Annotated in this window: 22 protein-coding genes; 10 read left to right on the top strand and 12 right to left on the bottom strand. The window is 63.1% G+C overall.

The window, feature by feature from the left end:
* Positions 1 to 12: 12 nt before the first annotated feature.
* The gene (locus JST30_12370; GenBank protein ID MBS1715120.1) at positions 13 to 339 is read right to left on the bottom strand and encodes a PEP-CTERM sorting domain-containing protein; all 327 of its coding nucleotides are present in this window, start codon (positions 337 to 339) and stop codon (positions 13 to 15) included.
* Between the two features lie 442 nt (positions 340 to 781).
* On the opposite strand from JST30_12370, the gene deoC reads away from it, so the two are divergent.
* Positions 782 to 1,696 (top strand): deoxyribose-phosphate aldolase, encoded by a 915-nt coding sequence (gene deoC, locus JST30_12365; GenBank protein ID MBS1715119.1) that lies wholly within the window; start codon positions 782 to 784, stop codon positions 1,694 to 1,696.
* Positions 1,697 to 1,701: 5 nt separating this feature from the next.
* Here deoC and JST30_12360 read toward each other — a convergent pair whose 3' ends face one another.
* Both JST30_12360 and JST30_12355 read right to left on the bottom strand, forming a co-directional pair.
* Positions 1,702 to 2,847 carry a hypothetical protein gene (locus tag JST30_12360; GenBank protein ID MBS1715118.1) on the bottom strand — a complete coding sequence of 382 codons (1,146 nt, stop codon included), beginning with the start codon at positions 2,845 to 2,847 and terminating at the stop codon, positions 1,702 to 1,704.
* Between the two features lie 74 nt (positions 2,848 to 2,921).
* On the bottom strand, positions 2,922 to 3,407 hold the full coding sequence (locus tag JST30_12355; GenBank protein MBS1715117.1) for a hypothetical protein: 486 nt from the start codon (positions 3,405 to 3,407) through the stop codon (positions 2,922 to 2,924).
* A 101-nt stretch (positions 3,408 to 3,508) separates the two neighbouring features.
* Here JST30_12355 and JST30_12350 point away from each other — a divergent pair, with 101 nt between their 5' ends.
* The gene (locus JST30_12350) at positions 3,509 to 3,850 is read left to right on the top strand and encodes a hypothetical protein (protein ID MBS1715116.1); all 342 of its coding nucleotides are present in this window, start codon (positions 3,509 to 3,511) and stop codon (positions 3,848 to 3,850) included.
* Here the strand turns inward: JST30_12350 and JST30_12345 are convergent.
* On the bottom strand, positions 3,847 to 5,055 hold the full coding sequence (locus JST30_12345; GenBank protein ID MBS1715115.1) for an enterochelin esterase: 1,209 nt from the start codon (positions 5,053 to 5,055) through the stop codon (positions 3,847 to 3,849). The two genes, JST30_12350 and JST30_12345, sit on opposite strands and share 4 nt — an antisense overlap.
* Positions 5,056 to 5,093: 38 nt before the next feature.
* Here JST30_12345 and JST30_12340 point away from each other — a divergent pair, with 38 nt between their 5' ends.
* The 4 genes from JST30_12340 to JST30_12325 are packed head-to-tail and all read left to right on the top strand — an operon-like array spanning position 5,094 to position 9,595.
* On the top strand, positions 5,094 to 5,795 hold the full coding sequence (locus tag JST30_12340) for a copper homeostasis protein CutC (protein MBS1715114.1): 702 nt from the start codon (positions 5,094 to 5,096) through the stop codon (positions 5,793 to 5,795).
* Positions 5,796 to 5,855: 60 nt separating this feature from the next.
* Positions 5,856 to 7,220 carry a hypothetical protein gene (locus JST30_12335; protein ID MBS1715113.1) on the top strand — a complete coding sequence of 455 codons (1,365 nt, stop codon included), beginning with the start codon at positions 5,856 to 5,858 and terminating at the stop codon, positions 7,218 to 7,220.
* A 52-nt stretch (positions 7,221 to 7,272) separates the two neighbouring features.
* On the top strand, positions 7,273 to 8,787 hold the full coding sequence (locus JST30_12330) for an aldehyde dehydrogenase family protein (protein ID MBS1715112.1): 1,515 nt from the start codon (positions 7,273 to 7,275) through the stop codon (positions 8,785 to 8,787).
* Between the two features lie 10 nt (positions 8,788 to 8,797).
* A complete protein-coding gene (locus JST30_12325) occupies positions 8,798 to 9,595 on the top strand; it encodes an aldehyde dehydrogenase family protein (GenBank protein MBS1715111.1) in 798 nt (265 codons plus the stop codon).
* Here the strand turns inward: JST30_12325 and recO are convergent.
* From recO to JST30_12290, 7 genes are read right to left on the bottom strand one after another with little or no spacing between them, the layout of a single operon-like run.
* Complete coding sequence (recO, locus tag JST30_12320; GenBank protein ID MBS1715110.1) at positions 9,592 to 10,338, bottom strand: DNA repair protein RecO; 747 nt, start codon at positions 10,336 to 10,338, stop codon at positions 9,592 to 9,594. The two genes, JST30_12325 and recO, sit on opposite strands and share 4 nt — an antisense overlap.
* Positions 10,328 to 11,092, bottom strand: a complete 765-nt coding sequence (locus tag JST30_12315) for a hypothetical protein (protein ID MBS1715109.1) — start codon at positions 11,090 to 11,092, stop codon at positions 10,328 to 10,330. Before JST30_12315 ends, recO begins: the two co-directional genes overlap by 11 nt.
* 4 nt (positions 11,093 to 11,096) lie before the next feature.
* Positions 11,097 to 12,062 (bottom strand): hypothetical protein, encoded by a 966-nt coding sequence (locus tag JST30_12310; protein MBS1715108.1) that lies wholly within the window; start codon positions 12,060 to 12,062, stop codon positions 11,097 to 11,099.
* Positions 12,059 to 13,006 carry a hypothetical protein gene (locus JST30_12305; GenBank protein MBS1715107.1) on the bottom strand — a complete coding sequence of 316 codons (948 nt, stop codon included), beginning with the start codon at positions 13,004 to 13,006 and terminating at the stop codon, positions 12,059 to 12,061. The genes JST30_12310 and JST30_12305 overlap by 4 nt, the downstream gene beginning before the upstream one ends.
* A complete protein-coding gene (locus JST30_12300) occupies positions 13,006 to 13,983 on the bottom strand; it encodes a hypothetical protein (protein ID MBS1715106.1) in 978 nt (325 codons plus the stop codon). Before JST30_12300 ends, JST30_12305 begins: the two co-directional genes overlap by 1 nt.
* Entirely contained in the window at positions 13,970 to 14,173 is a 204-nt protein-coding gene (locus JST30_12295; protein ID MBS1715105.1) for a hypothetical protein, read from the bottom strand. The genes JST30_12300 and JST30_12295 overlap by 14 nt, the downstream gene beginning before the upstream one ends.
* Position 14,174: 1 nt before the next feature.
* Positions 14,175 to 14,693 (bottom strand): hypothetical protein, encoded by a 519-nt coding sequence (locus tag JST30_12290; protein MBS1715104.1) that lies wholly within the window; start codon positions 14,691 to 14,693, stop codon positions 14,175 to 14,177.
* Positions 14,694 to 14,820: 127 nt separating this feature from the next.
* Between JST30_12290 and JST30_12285 the strand changes: the two genes are divergently transcribed.
* The 3 genes from JST30_12285 (at position 14,821) to JST30_12275 (ending at position 17,227) form a co-directional block, all read left to right on the top strand.
* Entirely contained in the window at positions 14,821 to 16,026 is a 1,206-nt protein-coding gene (locus JST30_12285) for a hypothetical protein (protein MBS1715103.1), read from the top strand.
* Positions 16,027 to 16,140: 114 nt separating this feature from the next.
* Positions 16,141 to 16,566: a hypothetical protein gene (locus tag JST30_12280; GenBank protein ID MBS1715102.1), complete on the top strand. Its 426-nt coding sequence runs from the start codon at positions 16,141 to 16,143 to the stop codon at positions 16,564 to 16,566.
* A 40-nt stretch (positions 16,567 to 16,606) separates the two neighbouring features.
* Positions 16,607 to 17,227: a hypothetical protein gene (locus JST30_12275; protein ID MBS1715101.1), complete on the top strand. Its 621-nt coding sequence runs from the start codon at positions 16,607 to 16,609 to the stop codon at positions 17,225 to 17,227.
* Here the strand turns inward: JST30_12275 and JST30_12270 are convergent, their stop codons facing one another.
* Positions 17,228 to 18,079 carry an alpha/beta hydrolase gene (locus tag JST30_12270; GenBank protein MBS1715100.1) on the bottom strand — a complete coding sequence of 284 codons (852 nt, stop codon included), beginning with the start codon at positions 18,077 to 18,079 and terminating at the stop codon, positions 17,228 to 17,230. It lies immediately after the preceding gene.
* Between the two features lie 104 nt (positions 18,080 to 18,183).
* Between JST30_12270 and JST30_12265 the strand changes: the two genes are divergently transcribed.
* The coding region (locus JST30_12265; protein MBS1715099.1) for a hypothetical protein at positions 18,184 to 19,632 on the top strand (1,449 nt) is incomplete at its 3' end.

Raw genomic sequence — 19,632 nt, 5'->3', positions numbered from 1 at the left:
GGCTAGGCGACGCTATCCACAGACCCGTTCTGGCCTCGCGGCTTTCCGGCGCGCGGCGATCCCCGCCGTCACTAAGCCGAACAGGGCCATGCTCGACGGTTCTGGGACAAGCTCGACCGAGAACGTCAGGCCCGACCTCCGGAAGGACCGTCCTATTCCGCCCGCGATGTCGAACGTGTCGCTGGCGGCCACCGAAATGCCCGAGAGCACCGACGCGCCACCCGTTCCGTCGGCGACCGACGTCTGGTGGTCCCTGTCCGCATCGGTGATGACGCTGGTCAGTTCGACTCCGTTGTGCAGGACTTTGAACTCCTGGTAAAGCCCTTGCGCCTGACTCACGATCCATGCGGTGCCTCTGAGGTCGGCGAAGTCCGAGACCGGGGCCGTAAAGCGAAACGACGTATTGGAGCGGCCTTCGAAACCAGAGTTGTAGACGATGTCGCCTTCGACCCAGTCCCCGACGTCTCCAAAACCGTTGTACTTGTAGACGAAATCAGCGTTGCCGCCTTCGCCCCAGACCGTCTGCGGATGCGACCATGTGGTCTCGAACGCCGCATCGACGGTGAAGGACTCGGCAAGACCTAGGTTCTAACGTTGAAGGCTCCAAGACCCGTTGGGATTTTGGTCGACCCAGTCCGTGGTCAAATCGTAGACCGTGGCTCGCGCTGTCGCGGCTAACGACCAATAAGCGAGGAGGAGCGGGGCGCGCACGATTCAGTGTACGACAGCCTTCGCCGACTCCAAGGGTTACGCGCGGAACGAGTCCAAGTACAATCGAGTCATGCCCGCCCTCCAACTCCGCTCGGCCCGCGACCGGGGTTTTCTCGATGCCATGGTCGACAAGGTCAACGTCGAGGAGCGTGCCGCCCGGTTCACGAAAAGGTCGATCAAAGCGGCAGCCAAAGTCCAAGGCCTACTGATGGCCGTGTCCATGTGCGACCTGACGACGCTCGAAGGCAAAGACACGCCGGGAAAGGTGCGTCAGATGTGCCGGAAGGCGGTCCGGCCCGATGACGCGTCCGACGTGCACTGCGGGGCGGTCTGCGTGTACCCGAACCTGGTGCCCGTCGCCGTCCAAGCCGTCAAGGGTTCCGGAGTCAAGGTCGCGGCGGTCGCGACGGGGTTTCCGAGCGGGCAGTACCCCCTCGATATACGTCTCCAGGACGTCCGCGAGACCGTCGACATGGGCGCGGACGAGATCGACATGGTCATCAACCGTCGAGCGTTCCTTGAGGGCGAGTACGACGTGGTCTTCGACGAGATCGCGGCCGTTAAGCAAGCTTGCGGTAACGCACACCTCAAAGTGATCCTCGAGACGGGCGAGATCGGCACGTACGACTCGGTCCGGCGGGCGAGCCGGCTCGCGATGGAAGCCGGAGCAGATTTCATCAAGACGAGCACGGGCAAGGTCCAACCGGCCGCAACGATGCCAGTGACGCTCGTGATGCTCGAGGCGATCCGGGACTTCTACTTCGAGACGGGGCTGCGGATCGGCATGAAGCCGGCCGGGGGCATCCGGTCGGCCAAAGAGGCGCTGCATTACCTCGTCATGCTGAGCGAGACCCTAGGCGACGATTGGCTCACACCGGACCTGTTCCGGTTCGGCGCCTCGGCGCTCTTGAACGACCTCTTGATGCAATTGGAAAAAGAAAGGTCCGGGCGCTATCAAGGCCCGGACTATTTCAGTTTAGATTGAAAGTCTCAAAGGATCCGGGGGGTCAAGAACCAGGCCACCCAGTCCATGTCGTGGCAGTAGAGCTGCACGGCGGTCGGGCCGGTGGCGCGCACCCGGTACCTCATGACGATGTCATGGGTCGGGCTCACTAAGTCGTCGAGGAAGCCAGGGACGTCGATCGTATCCGTCTTGTAGCTGGATCCGACAGTGAGGTCGGCGACGTTCACGAACTTGCCTGTCTGGAAGTTCATGACATCGATGAAGGACTTGTACAGTCCTCCAGAGTTCATCCGCTGGCGGACGAGGAGCTGCATGCCGTCCAAGAGGGTGAACGGCGAGTGGCCCGTCACTTCGACCTGGATCGGAGGCGTCGACGCGTTCGGAACGACGAACTTGCAGACGACGAGTCCCACGCCGTCGTCCTCCCGGACGTGCTGGGCGAAGAGCGAAGTGGTCTTTCCAAGCTTCACCACGAGCGAGGACGGGATGACGTTGTAGAGCGGGCTCGTGGGGACCTCGACGCCGCGGACGTCTCCGAGTGCACCGCCGATCAAGCTCAGGCTTCCGCTCGTCGGCTTGATCTTGTAAAGCTTGTCAGACGTTCCGAACAGGTTGTCCTGGTCGTCGAAGGCGATCGACTGCAGGTTCGTGCCGACGACATCGGTATCGAGGTCCCATCCGTGCCCGTCGGCCCGGCTCACACGGATCAGGCCCTGGTCGATGTCGTAAGCGAACAGCCTGCCCTTGGAATCGCAGTCAAGTCCTTGGACCTTGTCGAATCCGATCGTCCCGATGTCTGTTCCCATACCGCTCGAAAGGTCGATCTTCCACAAGCTGTCGACCCCACCGTCGTCGATGACGGCCCAGCCTGTACCGTTGGAGTCGATGGCGAAGCCTCGGACGTCGTTCGACCCGGCGTTCAAGTTCGCTCCGGCGGTGGCTGTCTGGTTGTTGACGTTGATGCGGTACAGCCTTCCGTTACTGACGGTGTGGTACGTCGCGCCGGTCGCGGCAAGGCTGTTGACGGTGAGGTGCGTCGCGAACAGGACGTGGCTCGCGCCCGTCGTCGGATCGACTTCGATGACGTCCCCCGTCCTCGTGATCGCGATCATGTCGGCTTGTGCGAAAGCGGCCGCGACGACGGCCAGAAGCGAGAAGAGTGGCTTGCGCATGCCGACAGTTTCGGCCCAGTCCGGTCGTACCGGACCCTGACCTTGGTGCGGGCGCGTCCCTGACTTTCGTCAGGTCAGATCTTGCCGGCCGACCCGAGCCGGGTCAACGTCAAGGGGTCTTGTGTGGGCCCCGACGCGTCCTTTCCGCGTTGTGGCGATAAGCGGATCACGTCCGCAGACGTCCATTCGACCAACAGGACCAGGGTCGTCCCCGCCTTCTTGGCCATGTTGTCTTCGAATGGCTTTTTCGCCATCTCGTTACCCGAGACGAACCGTCCGCCCTCGTACGTGATTTCGACGGACGACGGTTGCGACGCGTCCTTGCCCAAGACCTTCCACTTCCCTTTGACCTCCGTGGTCGTCACGGTCTTTCCACCGCCTTGCCCGATCGACGTGATGGTGACGCCGCCGCCTTCCTCGAATTCGAACGTCACTTGGCCAGGGCCAGGTTGGCCCACCCAGGACCCGACCAGGCCGGGCTTGGCCGCGGGCGCTGCCTGAGGAGCGCATCCGGCGCACACGATCGTCGCCATGCCGATCGCCAAAACGGCCGTTCTCATGACCGGAGTATGGGCCGCGGCCGGCCGGCCGTGCGCGGGCGGAGAGGGCCAGAAGGGCCGTGCCGCGTCATGATTTCAGAGGTCACGGCGTCCTTGGGGACATGGACGCCCCCGACGTGCTCTCCGCCCTGCACAAAGATTTCGAATCGACCGCCGATGTGAACCGTGTCTTCGGTGAGCCCGTCGTCATCGGCGACCGGACGCTCATTCCGGTCGCGCGCGTCTCGGCAGGGTTCGGCGGCGGCATGGGGCGCAAGACCGGAACCGACGGGACGGCAGGCGGGGGCGGAGGCGGGCTGGAGGCGAGGCCGATGGGCGCGATCGAAGTGACCAAGACGGGGACTAAATACGTCCCCGTCTATGATCCCGGTGCCGTCCTGTCCGTGGCGAAAGCGGCTGTCTTCGGGCTGTTCTTCGGCATGATGTTCCGACGGAGGCGTTAGCCGGTCACGCCGAACAGCCATCGTAACGCACCGGGCATGGTCGCACGGCCCTGGAGGTCCGTGTGGCCGCCGAATCCCCACACCTTCTTGACCGGATAGCCTTTGAACTCCAGGGCCTTGGCCATTTGAAGGTTCGACAACCACCAGTTGCCGTGCTCGTTCTCGAGGTCGTTCGCTCCGTCTTGGAGGAAGACCTTGATCGGCTTCCTCTCGGTCTTGCGGATCAGTGCCGGGTAGTTGTGGCCTCCTTCTCTGCCAGTTCCGCCCGAGGCGATGTTCGTAAAGCTCCCGATCCAGGACAGGACGAGTCCGAACTTGTCCGGTCGGTTCCAAGCGACCGTGAAGGAACAGACGCCCCCTGAGCTCAGTCCTGCGACGCACCTCTTCGTCGGGTCCTGAGTGACGTTCAACTCCGCTTCGACGGGCGGCAGCAGTTCTTCAAGAAGGAAGCGCGAATAAGCGTCGCTCAAGGTGTCGTATTCGCGGCTCCGGTCCGATTTCCCGTCGGGGAACGTTCCGGGCGTGACGCAGACGACGACCGTTTGCTTCAAGCCGCCCCACGAGCAAAGGTTGTCGAAGTAGGTGGGCGCATAGCTGTGCGCCCATTGCCCGTCCTGAAAGACGACCAAGTTCGATTCGGCTCGAACGTCGAAGTCCGGGGACGTGTACACCCACCAGTCGTGCCATGTGCCGCCGAAGATCTGGCTCGTCATCCGCTTCCGCTGCACGAGTTTGCCTTTCGAAGTCGCTTTCTCCGGCATGGCCTCCAGTGGCGTCTCGTACGCTTCGAACCTCTCGGCCCGGCGGACGGTCTTGTCGTCGGCTTGGTACAGACCTTCGAACGACGTGCCGTCCGGTACGGGCGACGCCCCTACGAACAGGCGGGTCTTCCCCACGCGTTGGAGTTCGATGACGATGTCGTTCTGGTGTAGGTCCGGCCAAGCAGGTGACCCGTCAGACCGGAACGAAGCGCGTTTCGTGTCCGGAGGCGCGGTCATCGCCACGGCGACGAGCCTGCCCTTCACGATCGGGCGGGCACCTTTGGCCAGACTCTCTTCGCCGCCGAACCACGTGGTCAGCTCTTGGACCGTCTTCGGATCCGACAGGTCTTGGTGACCGGTTAGCGCCGAATAGAGCTTTTCGGGGTTCCAGTCCATGGGTGCGAACGTGGACAAGAGGGCCAGCAAAGCGACTGCCGTCGACATGCGGTCGATTGTACGTTGCGGAAGGTACCTTGTCTTCGATGTCCGTTCTCCTCGAAGCGTGCTGTGCCTCGGTCGAAGAGGCCGTGGCCGCCCAAGCCGGTGGAGCCGACCGCATCGAGCTGTGCGCCGCCTTGCCGACCGGGGGCGTTACGCCTTCGCCAGGGATGATCGAGGAAGCCCGGGCCAGGATCGATCTTCCGATCGTGGCCATGGTCCGTCCCCGAGAAGGGGGCCCCGATTGGCCAGATCCTGACTTTCGGGCGGCCGTCAGGGACGTCCGAAGGTGCTTCGAAGCAGGCGCTGACGAAGTCATAACTGGGGTCCTCGGGCACGGTCTGACCATCGATGTGTCCCGCAACCGGGAGTTGGTCGAAGCCGCCGAAGGCAGGCCCGTGGCGTTCCACCGCGTGTTCGACATGACGCCCGATCCGGACACTGCTCTGGATGCGTTGATCGGTCTCGGGTTCGTGAGAGTCTTGACGAGCGGCTGTCCGACCACGGTCGACGAAGGTATCACGGGATTGACCCGACTTGTCCGTCGGTCGTCTGGTCGGCTTACGGTCTTGGCCGGAGGAGGCGTCCGGGAACACAATGCGCGGAGGTTGGTCGAAGAGTGCGGATGCCAAGAGCTCCACTTCTCGTTCCGGCGCGCGACGGGTTTTCCGAGCTACGGCGGAATCGAAGATTTCCAGGCGGTGCCTTCGCGGATCGCGGCTGTCCGTACGGCCATCGGTGCCTGAAGCGCCGTCGGACGTTCTGAAAAGGCACCGTTCTGGCGTCTATGATGGTAGAGTCCGTCCATGCGGAACCACGACCGCAACCGGGCGCTCGTCCTCTTCCTTGCCGCCTGCGGAGGGTGCGCCCAGATCGGGGACGTCCAAAGTGCCAGCAAGGAACTGGACACCGCATGGAACGAGGCGATAGCGGCGGGTGTGCCCACGACGGTCGCCGATCTTAAATTGGACGTCGTCCCGGCGTCGGATAATGCGGCGCCGTTGCTCGACCGGGCCTACGCCGTGTTCGAAGCCGAAAAGACCCGGGCCGGCTCGCAGGTCATGACGAGGATGTTCGAAGCGCCTACGGCCGATCCGAGCGTGACCGCGTCCATCGGAAGACTGAAGCCGTGCCTCGATCTGGTCCGCCAAGCGGCGACCAAACCAGCGGTCTCTCGACCGCACGATTATGAACGTGGGCCTCTCGAAATGTATCCCGAGTTCGCACGGGAGAAGACCCTGATCAAGGCTCTGGCCCTGTCCGCCCGGGTCAGCGCTTTGCGCGGTGACTTCAGAAGCGCAGCATCCGACCTGAAAGCCGGCAGAAGACTGGCGCGGTTGATCGGAGACGAACGGGTCGGGCCGATCGCGACGTTGGTCGGGATCGCATGCGAATCGATCTGTCTGGACGCCACGGACGAGTGCCTCACCTTCGCCAAAGGAAAGACACCTGCCCTGCGCACGATTTCGGACGAAGCGTTGCAGGACGCAGGCCGTTTCGACTTTTCGAAGATGCTGAGAGACGAGGCGTTTCTCGGCGTCACGACGATCCGGAACCTCGAGGCGTTCGGCGGCATGGCTTGCCTGACCTCCTTTTCGAGCGGTACAAACGCCGACCCAGGCTGCAAGCTCCCAAAGGACAGTGATCTGAAGAAGCTCGATGGTTCGGGCAAACCCAAGTCGCAGACGGACCGTGCCTATATGGCGCGTTACCTCCAACACTTCTCGTACGCGATGCGCGAGGCACAGAAACCGGGCACCGATCTCAGAAGCCTCTCTGCCGAATTGGACAGACGCCAGAACTCCTGGGCCGTACGTCAGAAGCCCAGCTACGCTTTGAGCGCCGTCCTCGTACCCGAGTTCCATCCGATCGCAGACGCGATCGTCAAGGTGAAAGCTTCGTATCTCAGCGAGAAAGCTTTGGCCGGCGTCCTGCTCTATCAAGCCTCCCACGGCTCTTGGCCGAAGGACCTCGCCATGGCCGGAGTCAATGCGGTCGATCCGTTCGACGGGCAGCCGCTCCGTTATTCGGCCACGGAAAACAGTGTCCGGATATGGAGCGTAGGGCCCGACATGTCCGACGACGGTGGGCTGTCGCGACGGGAGAACGAGGGCAGCGAACGGTCCGACATCGTCGCTTCCTATCCACACATCAGAGCTCGACGGTCATAGTCGGCACCGACTTAGTCGGCACCCGGTAAATTGGGCCAGACCGATGCGGACGATGAAAACGGAACCGAGGACCGTCGAGACAAGCCGGCCCGTGCAAAACGGGGTCAAGGCGACCGGCGCGCCGAAGCTGAACTTTGGCGGCAAGTGGGCGTACGCTCCTGCGCCTGAAGGAACGGACCTTCTTGACATCAAGCCCGTCAACGGACACTACATCGACGGCGAGTCGGTCCCGGCCTCCGACGGCGGAACGTTCGAAACGATCGATCCCGCGACCGAAACCAAGATCGCCGACTGCGCTCGCGGGACGCTCGAAGACGTCGACCGGGCCGTTCGGGCGGCGCGGAAGGCGTTCGAAGGGCCTTGGTCGAAGATGGGTGCGCTCGACCGCGGGAAGTACGTCTATCGGATCGCGAGGTTGATACAAGAGCGGGCCCGTGAGTTCGCCGTCTTGGAATCGATGGACGGCGGCAAGCCGATCCGCGAGTCGCGCGACGTCGACGTGCCTTTGGCCGCCGCCCACTTCTTCTACTATGCGGGTTGGGCCGACAAACTGGAGTTTGCGTTCCCTGGTCGGAGCGACGTCCGTCCGCACGGCGTTTGCGGCCAGATCATCCCTTGGAACTTCCCTCTTCTGATGGCGGCGTGGAAACTCGCGCCGGCCCTGGCGGCCGGCAACACGTGCGTGCTCAAGCCGGCCGAAACGACGCCGCTCACGGCCCTCTTGCTCGCCGAAGTCCTTCAACAAGCCGAGCTGCCGCCAGGCGTCGTCAACATCGTGACCGGCTTCGGCGACGCGGGTGCTGCGGTCGTCGCCCACGAAGGCGTCGACAAGATCGCGTTCACGGGTTCGACCGAAGTCGGCAAGGCGATCCGTCGATCGGCGAAGACAAGGAACCTGACCCTCGAGCTCGGGGGGAAGGCGGCCAACATCGTCTTCGAAGACGCCCCGCTCGACCAGGCCGTCGAAGGGATCGTGAACGGCATCTATTTCAATCAAGGGCACGTGTGTTGCGCAGGATCGAGGCTCTTGGTACAGGAAAGCGTGGCCGACAGGCTCCTCGGGAAATTAGAAGACCGGATCCGGACGCTCATCGTCGGTGACCCTTTGGACAAGAACACGGACGTCGGGGCCGTCAACTCCCGCGAACAGCTCTCCCGAATTCAGGAATACGTGGCCTCCGGAGTCGACGAAGGTTGCCGTATGTTCCAGTCCGACTGTCCGTTGCCCGACCGTGGGTTCTTCATGCGCCCGACGGTCTTTACCGGCGTCGCGCAGTCGAGCCGCATCGCCCGCGAGGAGATTTTCGGCCCCGTCCTCGCCGTCATGACGTTCCGGACGCCGGACGAGGCGGTCGAGAAGGCGAACAACACGTGTTACGGGCTCTCCGCCGGGGTTTGGACGGACAAGGGCTCCAAGATCTTCTCGACGCTCTCCAGACTCAGGGCAGGCGTCGTGTGGGCGAACACCTTCAACAAGTTCGATCCGACGTCCCCGTTCGGCGGCTACAAAGAGAGCGGCTTCGGCCGTGAAGGCGGATGGCACGGTTTGGGGGCGTATCTGCAGTGAGGAGGTTCCCATGCGCCTCAGCGTGAACAAGACCTACAAGATGCTCATCGGAGGGGCTTTCGTGCGTTCTGAGTCCGAACGGACACTACCGACGGACGGTGCCAACACTCCACGGGCGACGCGCAAGGACGTCCGGGACGCCGTGAAAGCGGCCCGTGCCGCCTGGCCCGGCTGGTCGGCAAGGACCGCCTACAACCGCGGGCAGATCCTTTATCGTCTTGCCGAAATGCTCGAAGCGCGGTCTGGCGAATTCGAGGGACTCGGGAACGAAGACCCCGGACAAGCCGTCGACCTGCTCGTCCATTACGCCGGCTGGACGGACAAGTACGCCCAGCTGCTTGGGTCGGTCAATCCTGTCGCAGCGCCGTACTTCGACTTCAGCGTGCCGGAGCCCGTGGGCGTCGTCGGCGCGGCCGCCGAGTCGGGTCTGACGGGCGTCGTCCGCGCCTTGGCCCCGGCGATCACGGGCGGGAACGCGTGCATTGTCCTAGCCGCAGACGAGTCCGCAGTCGTCGCTTGCGAGTTCGGGGAGATCGTTGCGACCAGCGACGTCCCTGCCGGCGTCGTCAACATCCTGACGGGGCGACAGTCGGAGACCTTTCCCCATCTCTGCAAGCACATGGACGTCGACGCGGTGTGCGCTCCCGAGGCCATGGTCTTGCCAGGTAGTCAGAACCTCGGCGACGCGACGGAGAACCTGAAGCGCGTTCATAGCTGGGACACGTTGCACCGGACAGGCGGCCAAGGGCTGCACTGGGTCGGAGCCTTCCAGGAGACGAAGTCCGTCTGGCACCCCGTCGGCACCTAACCCGTGCCGTCCGTCAGGGAATGCACGAGCGCTTCCGACGCGGGTAAGCGCTCTCCGAGCGTGTGCCTCCAGAACCGGAACAAGACGATCAGGCACTCTCTTGCATAGCGGAGACGGTCGGGAGGGGCTTCCAGTTCTGACGTGCGACGCAGGGAGATGAGCACTTCCGCGCTCGCAGGAAAGGCGTCCGGATGGAACTCGGCCCCTTTTTGGGTCACAGGGCCTCCTGCGGTAGGCGACACCCAACTGGGATTGTCGACGAGCGGGCTGCCCGTATCGACGCACACGGCCCAGTCCGGATGGACGCCCTCGGCGTCAAGGAGTTTCGCCTCTGCCCAGACGAGTGCCGGAAGCGGATCGTCGGCCGCCTCCATCGCTTCGAGCGTCGTCACAAGGATCTCGAACAGCCCGTCCACCGGACTTTCGAACGGCGTGCTGACGGCGAACAGTTCGAGCAACGAGAGGGCGGCGGCGGTCCGGTCGTAATCGGCACGGAGGTGCGGAAAGGAGGTAGCGGGCTGGACTTGGGTGACGAACCTTCGGTGACGCCCTTCCGCCCAGGTGAAAACGGCCCGGACCATCGGCTCGCTCGAACCCGCCAAGCGCGATCCTGCCTTCTTCGCACCTTTGGCGATGACGTCGAGCTTTCCGAGCGAAGGCGTGAAGAGGGTCAGACGGCGGTCGGCTTCGCCGGAATCCGTCCGGCGGAGCACGACCGCGTCCGAAGTGGCGTCAGCCGCCAAAGAGGTTCTTGAGACTGCTCACCCATTCGATCGCGATGTAGAACATGCGGTCGATGACGAGGGCGAAGCGGGCCATGACGGTCGATCCGAAAATCGCGCCGAACCCGATCATCAGCATCCAGCGTCCAAGCTTGTTGAAGTTCCGCAGGAACTTGGTCTTCAGCTCGAAGCTGTACAAGAAGTACGTGAACGCCGAGAGTAGCGTCACGACGAAGATCAGGTTGTTGAGCGCCTGAGTCGGATAGAGCTTGGAGTTGATCTCCGCGACTCTTTCGGGAGTCAGACCTGCCGTCAACGGTTTGACGATGCTGTCCGTGCCCGTGGGCCAGACCGGTTGCATCGAAGCATAGAGCTGCGGGCCATAGGTCTGCCACCAGATTTGGATCTGCTGGCCGGCCCAAAGACCGATGATGATCCCGATGGGGATCCGGCTCAGCCAGTTGTGCTTCTTGCTGAAGACCATGTAGCCGCAGAGTCCGATCGGCAAGAGGACGATGTACGCCCAATAGGCCGGGACGGCGACGTTCCCGGACTTCTCGTCGAGTTGGCCGACCATCTTGATCCACCACATCGGATAGAGCGTCTCCTTCCAAAGCGCGACGACCGAATAGCCGGCCGCCAAGCCGAGGAAGATGTGTTCGAAGAACCGGAAGAACTTCGTCTCTTTGTAGAGGACGCTGTACAGTCCGATCGTCGCGACCACGCCGCAGGACAGTTTGATGAAGTTGAACAGCGCGAGTTGTTGCTCGGTCATCGCCTTAAGACCTCCCCGCCTTGCGAGCCATCACCATGCTCACGTTCCCGACGACGACCGCGAGGATGAGGAGCACGATCGCGAAGTGGAAGGACAGGTAGTACTTCGAACCTCGGTCGAACTGGGTGCCTTCGGCGACAGGTTCGGCGGACTTGTCCTCCTTGCCTGGCCATGGCACTTCGATCCGGCCGTCCCCGTCCTTATAGTTCAATCCGTGCTTCATCATGTACTCGGTGTCGTAGACACCCTTGAGTCCGATCACGACGCCCTTGACCTGCCCGGACTGGAACCACGGTAAGGTCGAGGGGCCGATGACGCCCGTGCACATGACGGCCAGGCTCGTCCGCTCGTTCAACCGTTCCACCGCACGGTCGACCGTGCTGGAGGCGGTGACGATCAAGTAGAGCCCTGCGTCCCCGACGGAGTTGATGTTCTTGAGGACGGGGGATTCGAAGACCGGTCGTTCCGTCCCAGAGTTCGGGTCCTTGACCCGCCGAGAGCCGAAGATCTTCTTGACGTCGAAGGCGATCGAGTTGAGCGAACCCTCGGCGTTCGGGAAGTACAAGAGGTCGACGTAGTCGTCCCACGGCTTATAGACCGTCAGTCCCTGCTTCTCCCGCTCGGCGTTGATCGACTGGATGACGTTCCGGTACACGCCCGGGGCCTGCGGGTCGCCGACCGAGTAGATGACGAACTTGACTTTCTTCGACATCAGGATGCGCAGGAGCGCTTCCAAGTGTCCGGCGTTTTCGCCGCGGGTCGAGATCGTCCAGTCAGACTGGATGAAGACGGTCTGCCCTTCCTTCAAGGACATCACCCGGTGGTAGAACGCCTTGCTCGTCGCGTCGGGTTCGACCGGGATCGAGACCTTGAAGAGGAGCGGGATCGTGACCATGAAGACGAGGATCAGATACAGGATCCTGCGGTCCAGGTTTTGGAGCTTGTCCACCAGAGACTTTTCAGGGGTCATACGCTGACGCCTCCCTTTTCAAGCCCGAGCCAGAGCCGAAGTCCCATTGCGAGCGCCCCGAGCCCGATCCCGAAGTCGACGGCACGCAAGGCCGGCACTTGGAGGAAGCTCTTGACCCAGCCCGCCATCGAACTGATCTTGAAGGAGTTCAGATAGCTGGCCTCGTTGATGCTCGGATCGGCGTGCGGCAGGTGCATGCCTGCCGCGATGTTGGCCACGGTGTGGTTCCACCCGTAGACCACGCCGCCCAGCAGACTGATCATCAGGATCAAGGCGCTGGCCATGAGGACGGTGGCCTCCACCGACCGGATGCGGAACGCTCGGTAGGCTGCGGAGAGGATGAAGAACGCGATCATCGAGAACATCGCGGAGTCCATCTGCATCAGCAGTCCGTCGAACAGCAGGTTTTGCGCCAGGTTCGGGAACTGCCAGTTCGTCATTTCGAGCAGCTTCCCTTCCTTGTCGCCGAACTCGCGCATCGTCCAGTCGAGATAGCCGACCACCGTGATCGATACCATCGCGACGAGGAACACCCAACTGAAGAAACGGTCTTGTTGCCGTTTGAAGATGCGGCCGAGGTGGATGCGGAGCAGCGAGTAGATGCCGAGGCCGAGAAGGATCGCGGTGAGGATGTTCGCGACGTCCGCGACGCGGGGCAAGGTGTCCCCAAGGAAGAACCCGAACCTTTCGACGGCGTCCCTCGGAAGATCGTTGTCGCCCCGGTTCACCGGCTGTGGCCAGATCCAAAGCAGGACGTAGAACAGGCCGGACGCGAACGTGAAGGTCCATACGACGGGCCTGCGCAGGCGGGTCGGCGCCTTGGTCAGGGCGAAGATGGCGCCCATGCACAGGACGAAGGCGACGATGATCTTCCCCCACATCTCACCGGACCAGGGCTGGACGCCCCATTGGTTGAGCGGGACGGCCTGGGCGAGCAGGTCCATCACTGGACACCGTCCTTAGGCTTCTGCTCCCGTTTGACGTCGAGGTACTCGCGTGTGTACATAGGGTTGAAGGCCCGATAAAGGCCTGTGTCTTCGGCCGGAGCGAGGTCGGCTTTCTCCTCTTTCTTCCAGACCTCGGCCGTGGCGAACTTCTTCTTCTCGTCTTCCGACAGCGATTTCCAGATCTCCGGTTCGGCGTCCATTAGGGTCATCCGATGGTTGTCGGACATACCTCTGCGCTGGTAGCTGTTGGCCATGAAGCCGAAGAAGACGACCGCGACCATCGCGACCTTGCACCAGTCTTGGCCGACAAGGCTTCCGACCAGGATCGGCTGGCGGGTCAAGTACGCGCTGGCGGCGTAGAACTCGTCGCCGATCAAGACGTAGTCGCAAGCGGCGATGAAGAACGGGGTCTGCGATTTCTCGGTCGAACCAGCGACCTGGATCGCGCCGACGCCGTTCGCGGTTTCGGCGAAGATCAACGATTCCGCGAAGAACTCCCCGAGGAAGAACGCGGCGGCGACCTTCTCGCGAAGGATGAGGCCGCTGACGCCGGCCGCGAACGCGAACTGCCTGTCGGTCAGGAAGCGCACGGAGTCGGTGTCGAACCGCTCGGTCAGACCTTGGTTCTGATAGACGTCGCGGATGACCTCTTGGGCGACCGTATAGACCGCCGCGTCCGCCACGCAGAGCCGGATCGGCGTCCCGAACTGCGCCGCAGCCTTCGTGACGTGGGCGAAGATGCTCACGGCCTGGACCGAGATCGCGTTGAGCGTGCCGACGCCGGGGACCATCAGGACGGGCCGGCCCATCTCGGTGGCGCGTCCGATCGCGTCGTCGATCGCGTTCAGGCCGGAGATCCTCCGGATGAAGAGGTCCTTTTTCTTGTGGGCGGCCTTATAGATGTTGAAGAGGATGAAAGCGACCAAAAGGAGCGTCGCGTACATCCCGATCTGACCCGTGTCATGCCATTGCATCGAGGTTCGAAGTGTCTCCTCGCGGGGTTTCCCGCAGTTGCTCCAGGCGTTGGATCAAGGTCTCGACCGCGGCGCGGTCGCCCGCCAACTGGCTGAAATCGTCTATGTTCTGGAATCCGACGAAGGGGCAAAGGAACGGCGAGAACACGACTAAGGACTGGGAGGCCAGCCCGGCCAGAGGCTTGTGCATCTCAAGGAAGAGGATCGCCGGAGTCTCCAACCGGCGTTTGTGGACTTCCTGGGCCACCTTCTCCACGAGCTCCGTCTTCTGCCCGTCCGTCAGCCCTTCTTTCCAGAGTGCTTGCATCGCCTTGCCAGAGTTCGCGTATTTTGCCCAATACCGCGTCTTCGTTGCTTGCGTACCGCAGGAAAACCCCACGGAACGCGTCGAGCCTGTCCGGTTTCTCGAACGGGCTCAGCCTCACGCCGTCCTGTTGGGGGATCAGACGTTTGACGTCTGTCCAACGGATCGCCGTCACCGTTATACCGATCCGTTGCCTCGCTTCGTTCGCATCCAACGTGTACTTCGCAGGAAAGAAGAGCTCCCCGGTGGAAACGAGCACGACCAGCACGCCGACGAGCCCGAACAAAAGGTGGTGCAACAGCACCGTGCCCGCCGCACCCGCGACGACCATCGCCACGATCGCCACCCACCGCTTCTGTGGCGCGCGTTCCCAAAGTCGGACGGACCATACGAGCGGCTCGGGCATGGGGTCCGATTTTAGCCGCAGGCGAGGACACAGGCTTGTCAGACGGCTTCAACGCTTGTACGCCGAGGCTAAGAAGATTGCCAGGAAGTGCGCCGATCTCTGTCCGATGTCGTACACTTCACGCGCTATGCGTGCTTTTGTCTTCTCCTTAGCGCTCGCTTCTCTCGCAGCGGGGGCCGGGGCACAGGTCGCGACCGGCTGGAACAAAGTCCGGGTCGACGTGCCCGACGCCGCGACCCTGCGGCGCCTTTCCGATTCCGACCTCAACACCGCCGACTGTATCCTGCACCTCGGACAGGCGGACGTGATCGTCGGGCCGCAGGACTGGTCGAAGCTGAGCGGGTTCCGCTACTCCTATGCCGGCCCGCTCGAGGATCCGCGCGACTGGCAACAAAGGCACGGTTGGGACTTCGGCGTCGCCGTCGACGACTATCGGCTCCACTACTACAACCACGACCAGATCCTCGCGTTCTTCGAGAACCTGCGCCTGCAGAACCCGAAGTTCGTGGTCCGGAAGCAGATCGGCACCTCGATCAACGGACAAGCGATGTGGGCCTACCGTTTCGGCCTCCCCGTCGAGATCCCTGGCAAGCCGAAGACGAGCTTCGTGGTCCACGGCCTCATCCACGCCCGCGAATGGATCAGCGGCAGCGTGATGATGCACCTCGCCAAATCGACTTTGGACGGCCTGAAGTCCAGCCCGATGACCTTCATGGTCAACCAGAACCTCTGGATCATCCCGATCACGAACCCGGACGGATACAAATACACGTGGACGAACGACCGGTACTGGCGCAAGAACCGTCGCAACAACGGCGGCGGCACGTTCGGCGTCGACCTGAACCGGAACTACGCCAAGGGCTGGGGCGGCAACGACGGGAGCAGCGGGAACAAGGGTTCCGAGACTTACCGCGGCACCGCCGCGTTCAGCGAGCCCGAGACGCAAGCCGTCCGTGACTTCGCCGCTAGCCTGCCGAAAGTCGGAGCGTTCATCGACTTCCACAGCTTCTCCCAGTTGATCCTCTGGCCCTGGAGCTACACGACGACGCGGCCCGCCGACCAGACCATGTTCAACAACTACGGCCTGGAGATGGAAACGGCGATGAGCGCGTTCGGCCGGAACTATGACCAGGGCCAGTGTTCGTGGATCTTGTACACGGCGAGCGGTACGAGCAACGACTACATCTACTCGCAGTACAACGTCCCCGCGTACGCCATCGAACTTCGCGACACGGGCCAGTTCGGCTTCGAACTGCCCGAAGACCAGATCCAAGCCACCCAAGACGAAGCCTGGGCCGGCTACGTGAAGCTCTTGAACCACATGGCGCACTAAGGGCCATTGACCGGACGAAAAGGGGCCTGGCCGGAAACGCCGGGCCCTTTCGGTTTTTCTCACGAACGGTCGGTCCTCGGCACGGGCGGTGCTAAGATGCGCCTGGACCGCCAGATGAACACCACCCGCATCATCGTCTACGTCGTCGCCGCCGTTCTGGCCATCGTCGGCCTCAAGTTCTTCATGGACAACAAGGCCAAGAACGAGGTCAAGGACCAACAAGCTGCGGGCGAGTACTTCCGGTCGTTGATGGTGCAGGAGCAGACGCAGACCGTCGGCAACGACCCGTCCGGCCGTCCGATCCATCCTTGGTACCTGACCCAGACGCCGACGCTCCTCGAGATCGAGGACAAGATCAAGATTTCCCGTAAAACCGAGGGCGACTGGTTCCTTTGGGACTTCAAATACGACCCGACGGGCAAGGGCAACCCCAAGGACTACCACGTCGAGACCAAGTTCGACTACTCCGGAAAGCTGGAGACGATGACGGGCATCAACGGCAAGGTCGGCCGCGTCTGGAGCCAGTGGGCCGCGCAGTAGCGTCGAGAACCTCGTTGAAGATTGCCACGTCCTTCTGGTGATGACCCCGCTCGTCGCCGCTCTCGTCCTGTCCGTTCAGTCCGGGCCGATCGACACCGTCTTCCTGAAGCGGTCGTGGACGTGCGGGTCCGTCGCCCTGGCCGCGAACGCCTACATCGACATGGGCGAAGAAAGGGCCGTCGCCGACCTGACCGTCCGGGGAGGCCGTGGCCAAAAGCTCGACTACATGCCGATGGCGACGGCCGTCCGTGCGTGCCACTTATGCCGCGTCCTCTTCACGGGGCGAAACGGCAAGGCCCTGCGCGCCCCGAAGTTAGGCGTCATCCGGCTTCCCCACCGTTCGATGCCGCTCTCGTCGTGGCCAGAGTTCCCGATGGCGCAACAGGACGGCGTCTGGTTCGAACTCGGGAACGCGTACTTGCTCAGCGGGAAAGCCGAGACCGTGGAGCAGTACGTGGACTATTGCCGGAAGAACGGCGCTTTCCGCAAGGAGAAGCTGACCGTGCCCGACGAGAACACCGCTCGCGCAGCCTTGAAGGAACTGCTCGCGTCGGACCGTTGGGGCAAGGTCCAGTGGTCGGGCGGGGGCGTCGGCGAGAGTTACGATTATCCCAAGGAAGGCACGTTCGAGTTCCTCCGCAACCAGACGCACTTCGATTGATCAGCGCAGGTTCTTGGACAGCCAGAGATCGGTCTGCCAGAAACAGAAGAAGAACACTTCGAGCGTGCCGAACCCGTGGCCCTCGTAAGGGAACTCGTTGTACTGGTGGGCGATCCCGAGCGACGTCAGCACGGCGTCCAACCGCCGGCTCTGGACAGGCGGCACGATCGGATCGACCGTCCCTTGGAACACGAGCATCGGCGCATCGTCCGGCGTGACGTGAGACAACGGTGCGGCCTGCCGGTAGAGCCAAGGCGATTCCGTCACCGGCTTCCCGACCATCGATTCGATCAACCCCCACACCAGCGGGTCCCACTCTTTCGGATAACGGAAGTCGGTCGGTCCGTAGTAGTCGACGACGGCCTGGACCTTCGAAGAGTAGCCGTGGAGATCGGGATCGGCGTCGTTCAGGGTCTCGGTCGTCCCGAGCAGCAAGACCAGATGGCCGCCCGCCGAAGCTCCGAGGGCCGCGATCCGGCCGGGGTCGACGCCCAATACCGCCGCGTTCTTGCGCATCCAGCGGACGGAGGCCTGAGCGTCGTCGATCTGCGCCGGCCATACGTGTCTCGGAGCTAAGCGGTAGTCGATAGACGTGCAGACATAGCCCTTCCGCGCGTAGTACCGCGCCCAGTCGGTGAAGTCCGCCTTGCTGCCGCCGCTCCACCCTCCCCCGTGGACGAACACGATCGCCGGCCGTTTGGCGACGGTCATCGGAACGGGCACGAAGAGGTCGAGCTTTTGGGGCGCGCCGCCGCCTTGGGTGTAGACGACGTCGCGGGATTCGGCGACGCCCCATTGGGCGTGGACCGGACATGCAAGCCAAACCGCCGCCAAGACGAACAAGAAACGCACGGCCTATTGTAGCGGCCCCGCGTCGTTCGTCAAAAACTTGCACACACTAAAGTCAGGTCCTGGACAGGCCCAAGAAAGTTTACAATGCTGTAAAGGACAGGACTATGAACACGTTCATCTCAGCCCTCGTGCTCCTCGCGGCCCAAGACAGCCCCGCGGTGCCGCTGTTCGAAGGGACCGGGCCGCACACCCGCCACGTCACGTCCGTGCCCTTGGCTCAGAAGTATTTCGACCAGGGCCTCAATATGCTTTACGCCTTCCACCACGGCGAAGCCAAGCGCTCGTTCCGGCAAGCCGCCAAGCTCGATCCCGAGTGCGCGATGGCGTGGTGGGGTCTCGCGATGGCGAACGGCCCGCACATGAACAACATGTCCGTGCCGCCAGAGGACGAAAAGGAAGCCTACTACGCCCTCGCCAAAGCCCGGGCGACGATGGCGGACGACAGGCCCGTCGATCAAGCCCTCGTCCGCGCCGCTTCGGTGCGGTTCGCCCAGCCACAGCCCGCCGACCGCAACCCGCTCGACAAATCGTTCGCCGTTGAAATGCGGAAGGTCTGGCACCGCTACCCGAAAGACGCCGATGCGGGCGCCCTCTTCGCCGAGTCCATGGCCGACCTCCGTCCGTGGAACCTCTGGACCGCGGACGGCACGCCTTACCCGGGAACGCCGGAGATCGTAGAGACGCTCGCCAAGGTCGTCAAACTCCAGCCCGACCATCCTCTCGCCCTGCACCTGACCATCCACGCCCTCGAAATGAGCCGGAACCCCGAGCGGGCTTTGCCTGCCGCGGACCGGCTCCTCACCCTTCAACCGGGGCTCGGCCACAACGTCCACATGCCCTCCCACATCTATGTGCGCACGGGGGACTGGGCCAAGGCGATCGACAGCAACGCGAGGGCGATGCGGGTCGACAAGGACTACCGCGCGAACCACACGCCGGCCCCGATCTACCGCATGTACATGGCCCACAACAACCACATGCTGTCTTTCGCGGCGATGATGATCGGCCAGGGCCAATCTGCGATCGATGCGGTCGACCAACTCGTGGCGGCCGTCCCGCCCGACGTCCAAAAGGCGGCGGCGCCGTTCCTCGACGGCTTCTTCGCGATGCCGTTCGAAGCGCGCGTCCGGTTCGGCAAGTGGGACGAGGTGCTCGCCTCCCCTGAGCTTCCCGACCACTTCCCTCTTTCCCGGGCCCTGCGCCATGCCGCACGCGCCGTGGCCTTCGCGGCGAAGAAGATGCCGGCAGAGGCCCGTGAGGAGCAACGGTTGTTCTACATGGCCCGCCGGAACCCCGTGCTCAAGGGTGCCGGCTTCGGGAACAACAAGGCTTCGGACATCCTGGTCGTCGCCACCCACCTGATGAACGGCGAGATCCTCGTCGCGGAAGGCGCGGTCGAAGGCGCCGTCACCCACCTTCGCGCGGGCGTCAAGGCCGAAGACGCGCTGCACTACTCCGAACCGCCGGACTGGATCCAGCCGGTCCGCCACACGCTTGGCGCGCTTCTCTTAAAGGAAGGCCGCTTTAAGGAAGCCGAAGACGTCTACCGCGCC

Source organism: Armatimonadota bacterium, from assembly GCA_018268395.1.
GTDB lineage: Bacteria > Armatimonadota > Fimbriimonadia > Fimbriimonadales > Fimbriimonadaceae > JAEURO01.
Note: the sequence above shows the minus strand (reverse complement) of the source record. Positions and strands in the feature narration are given on the sequence as shown.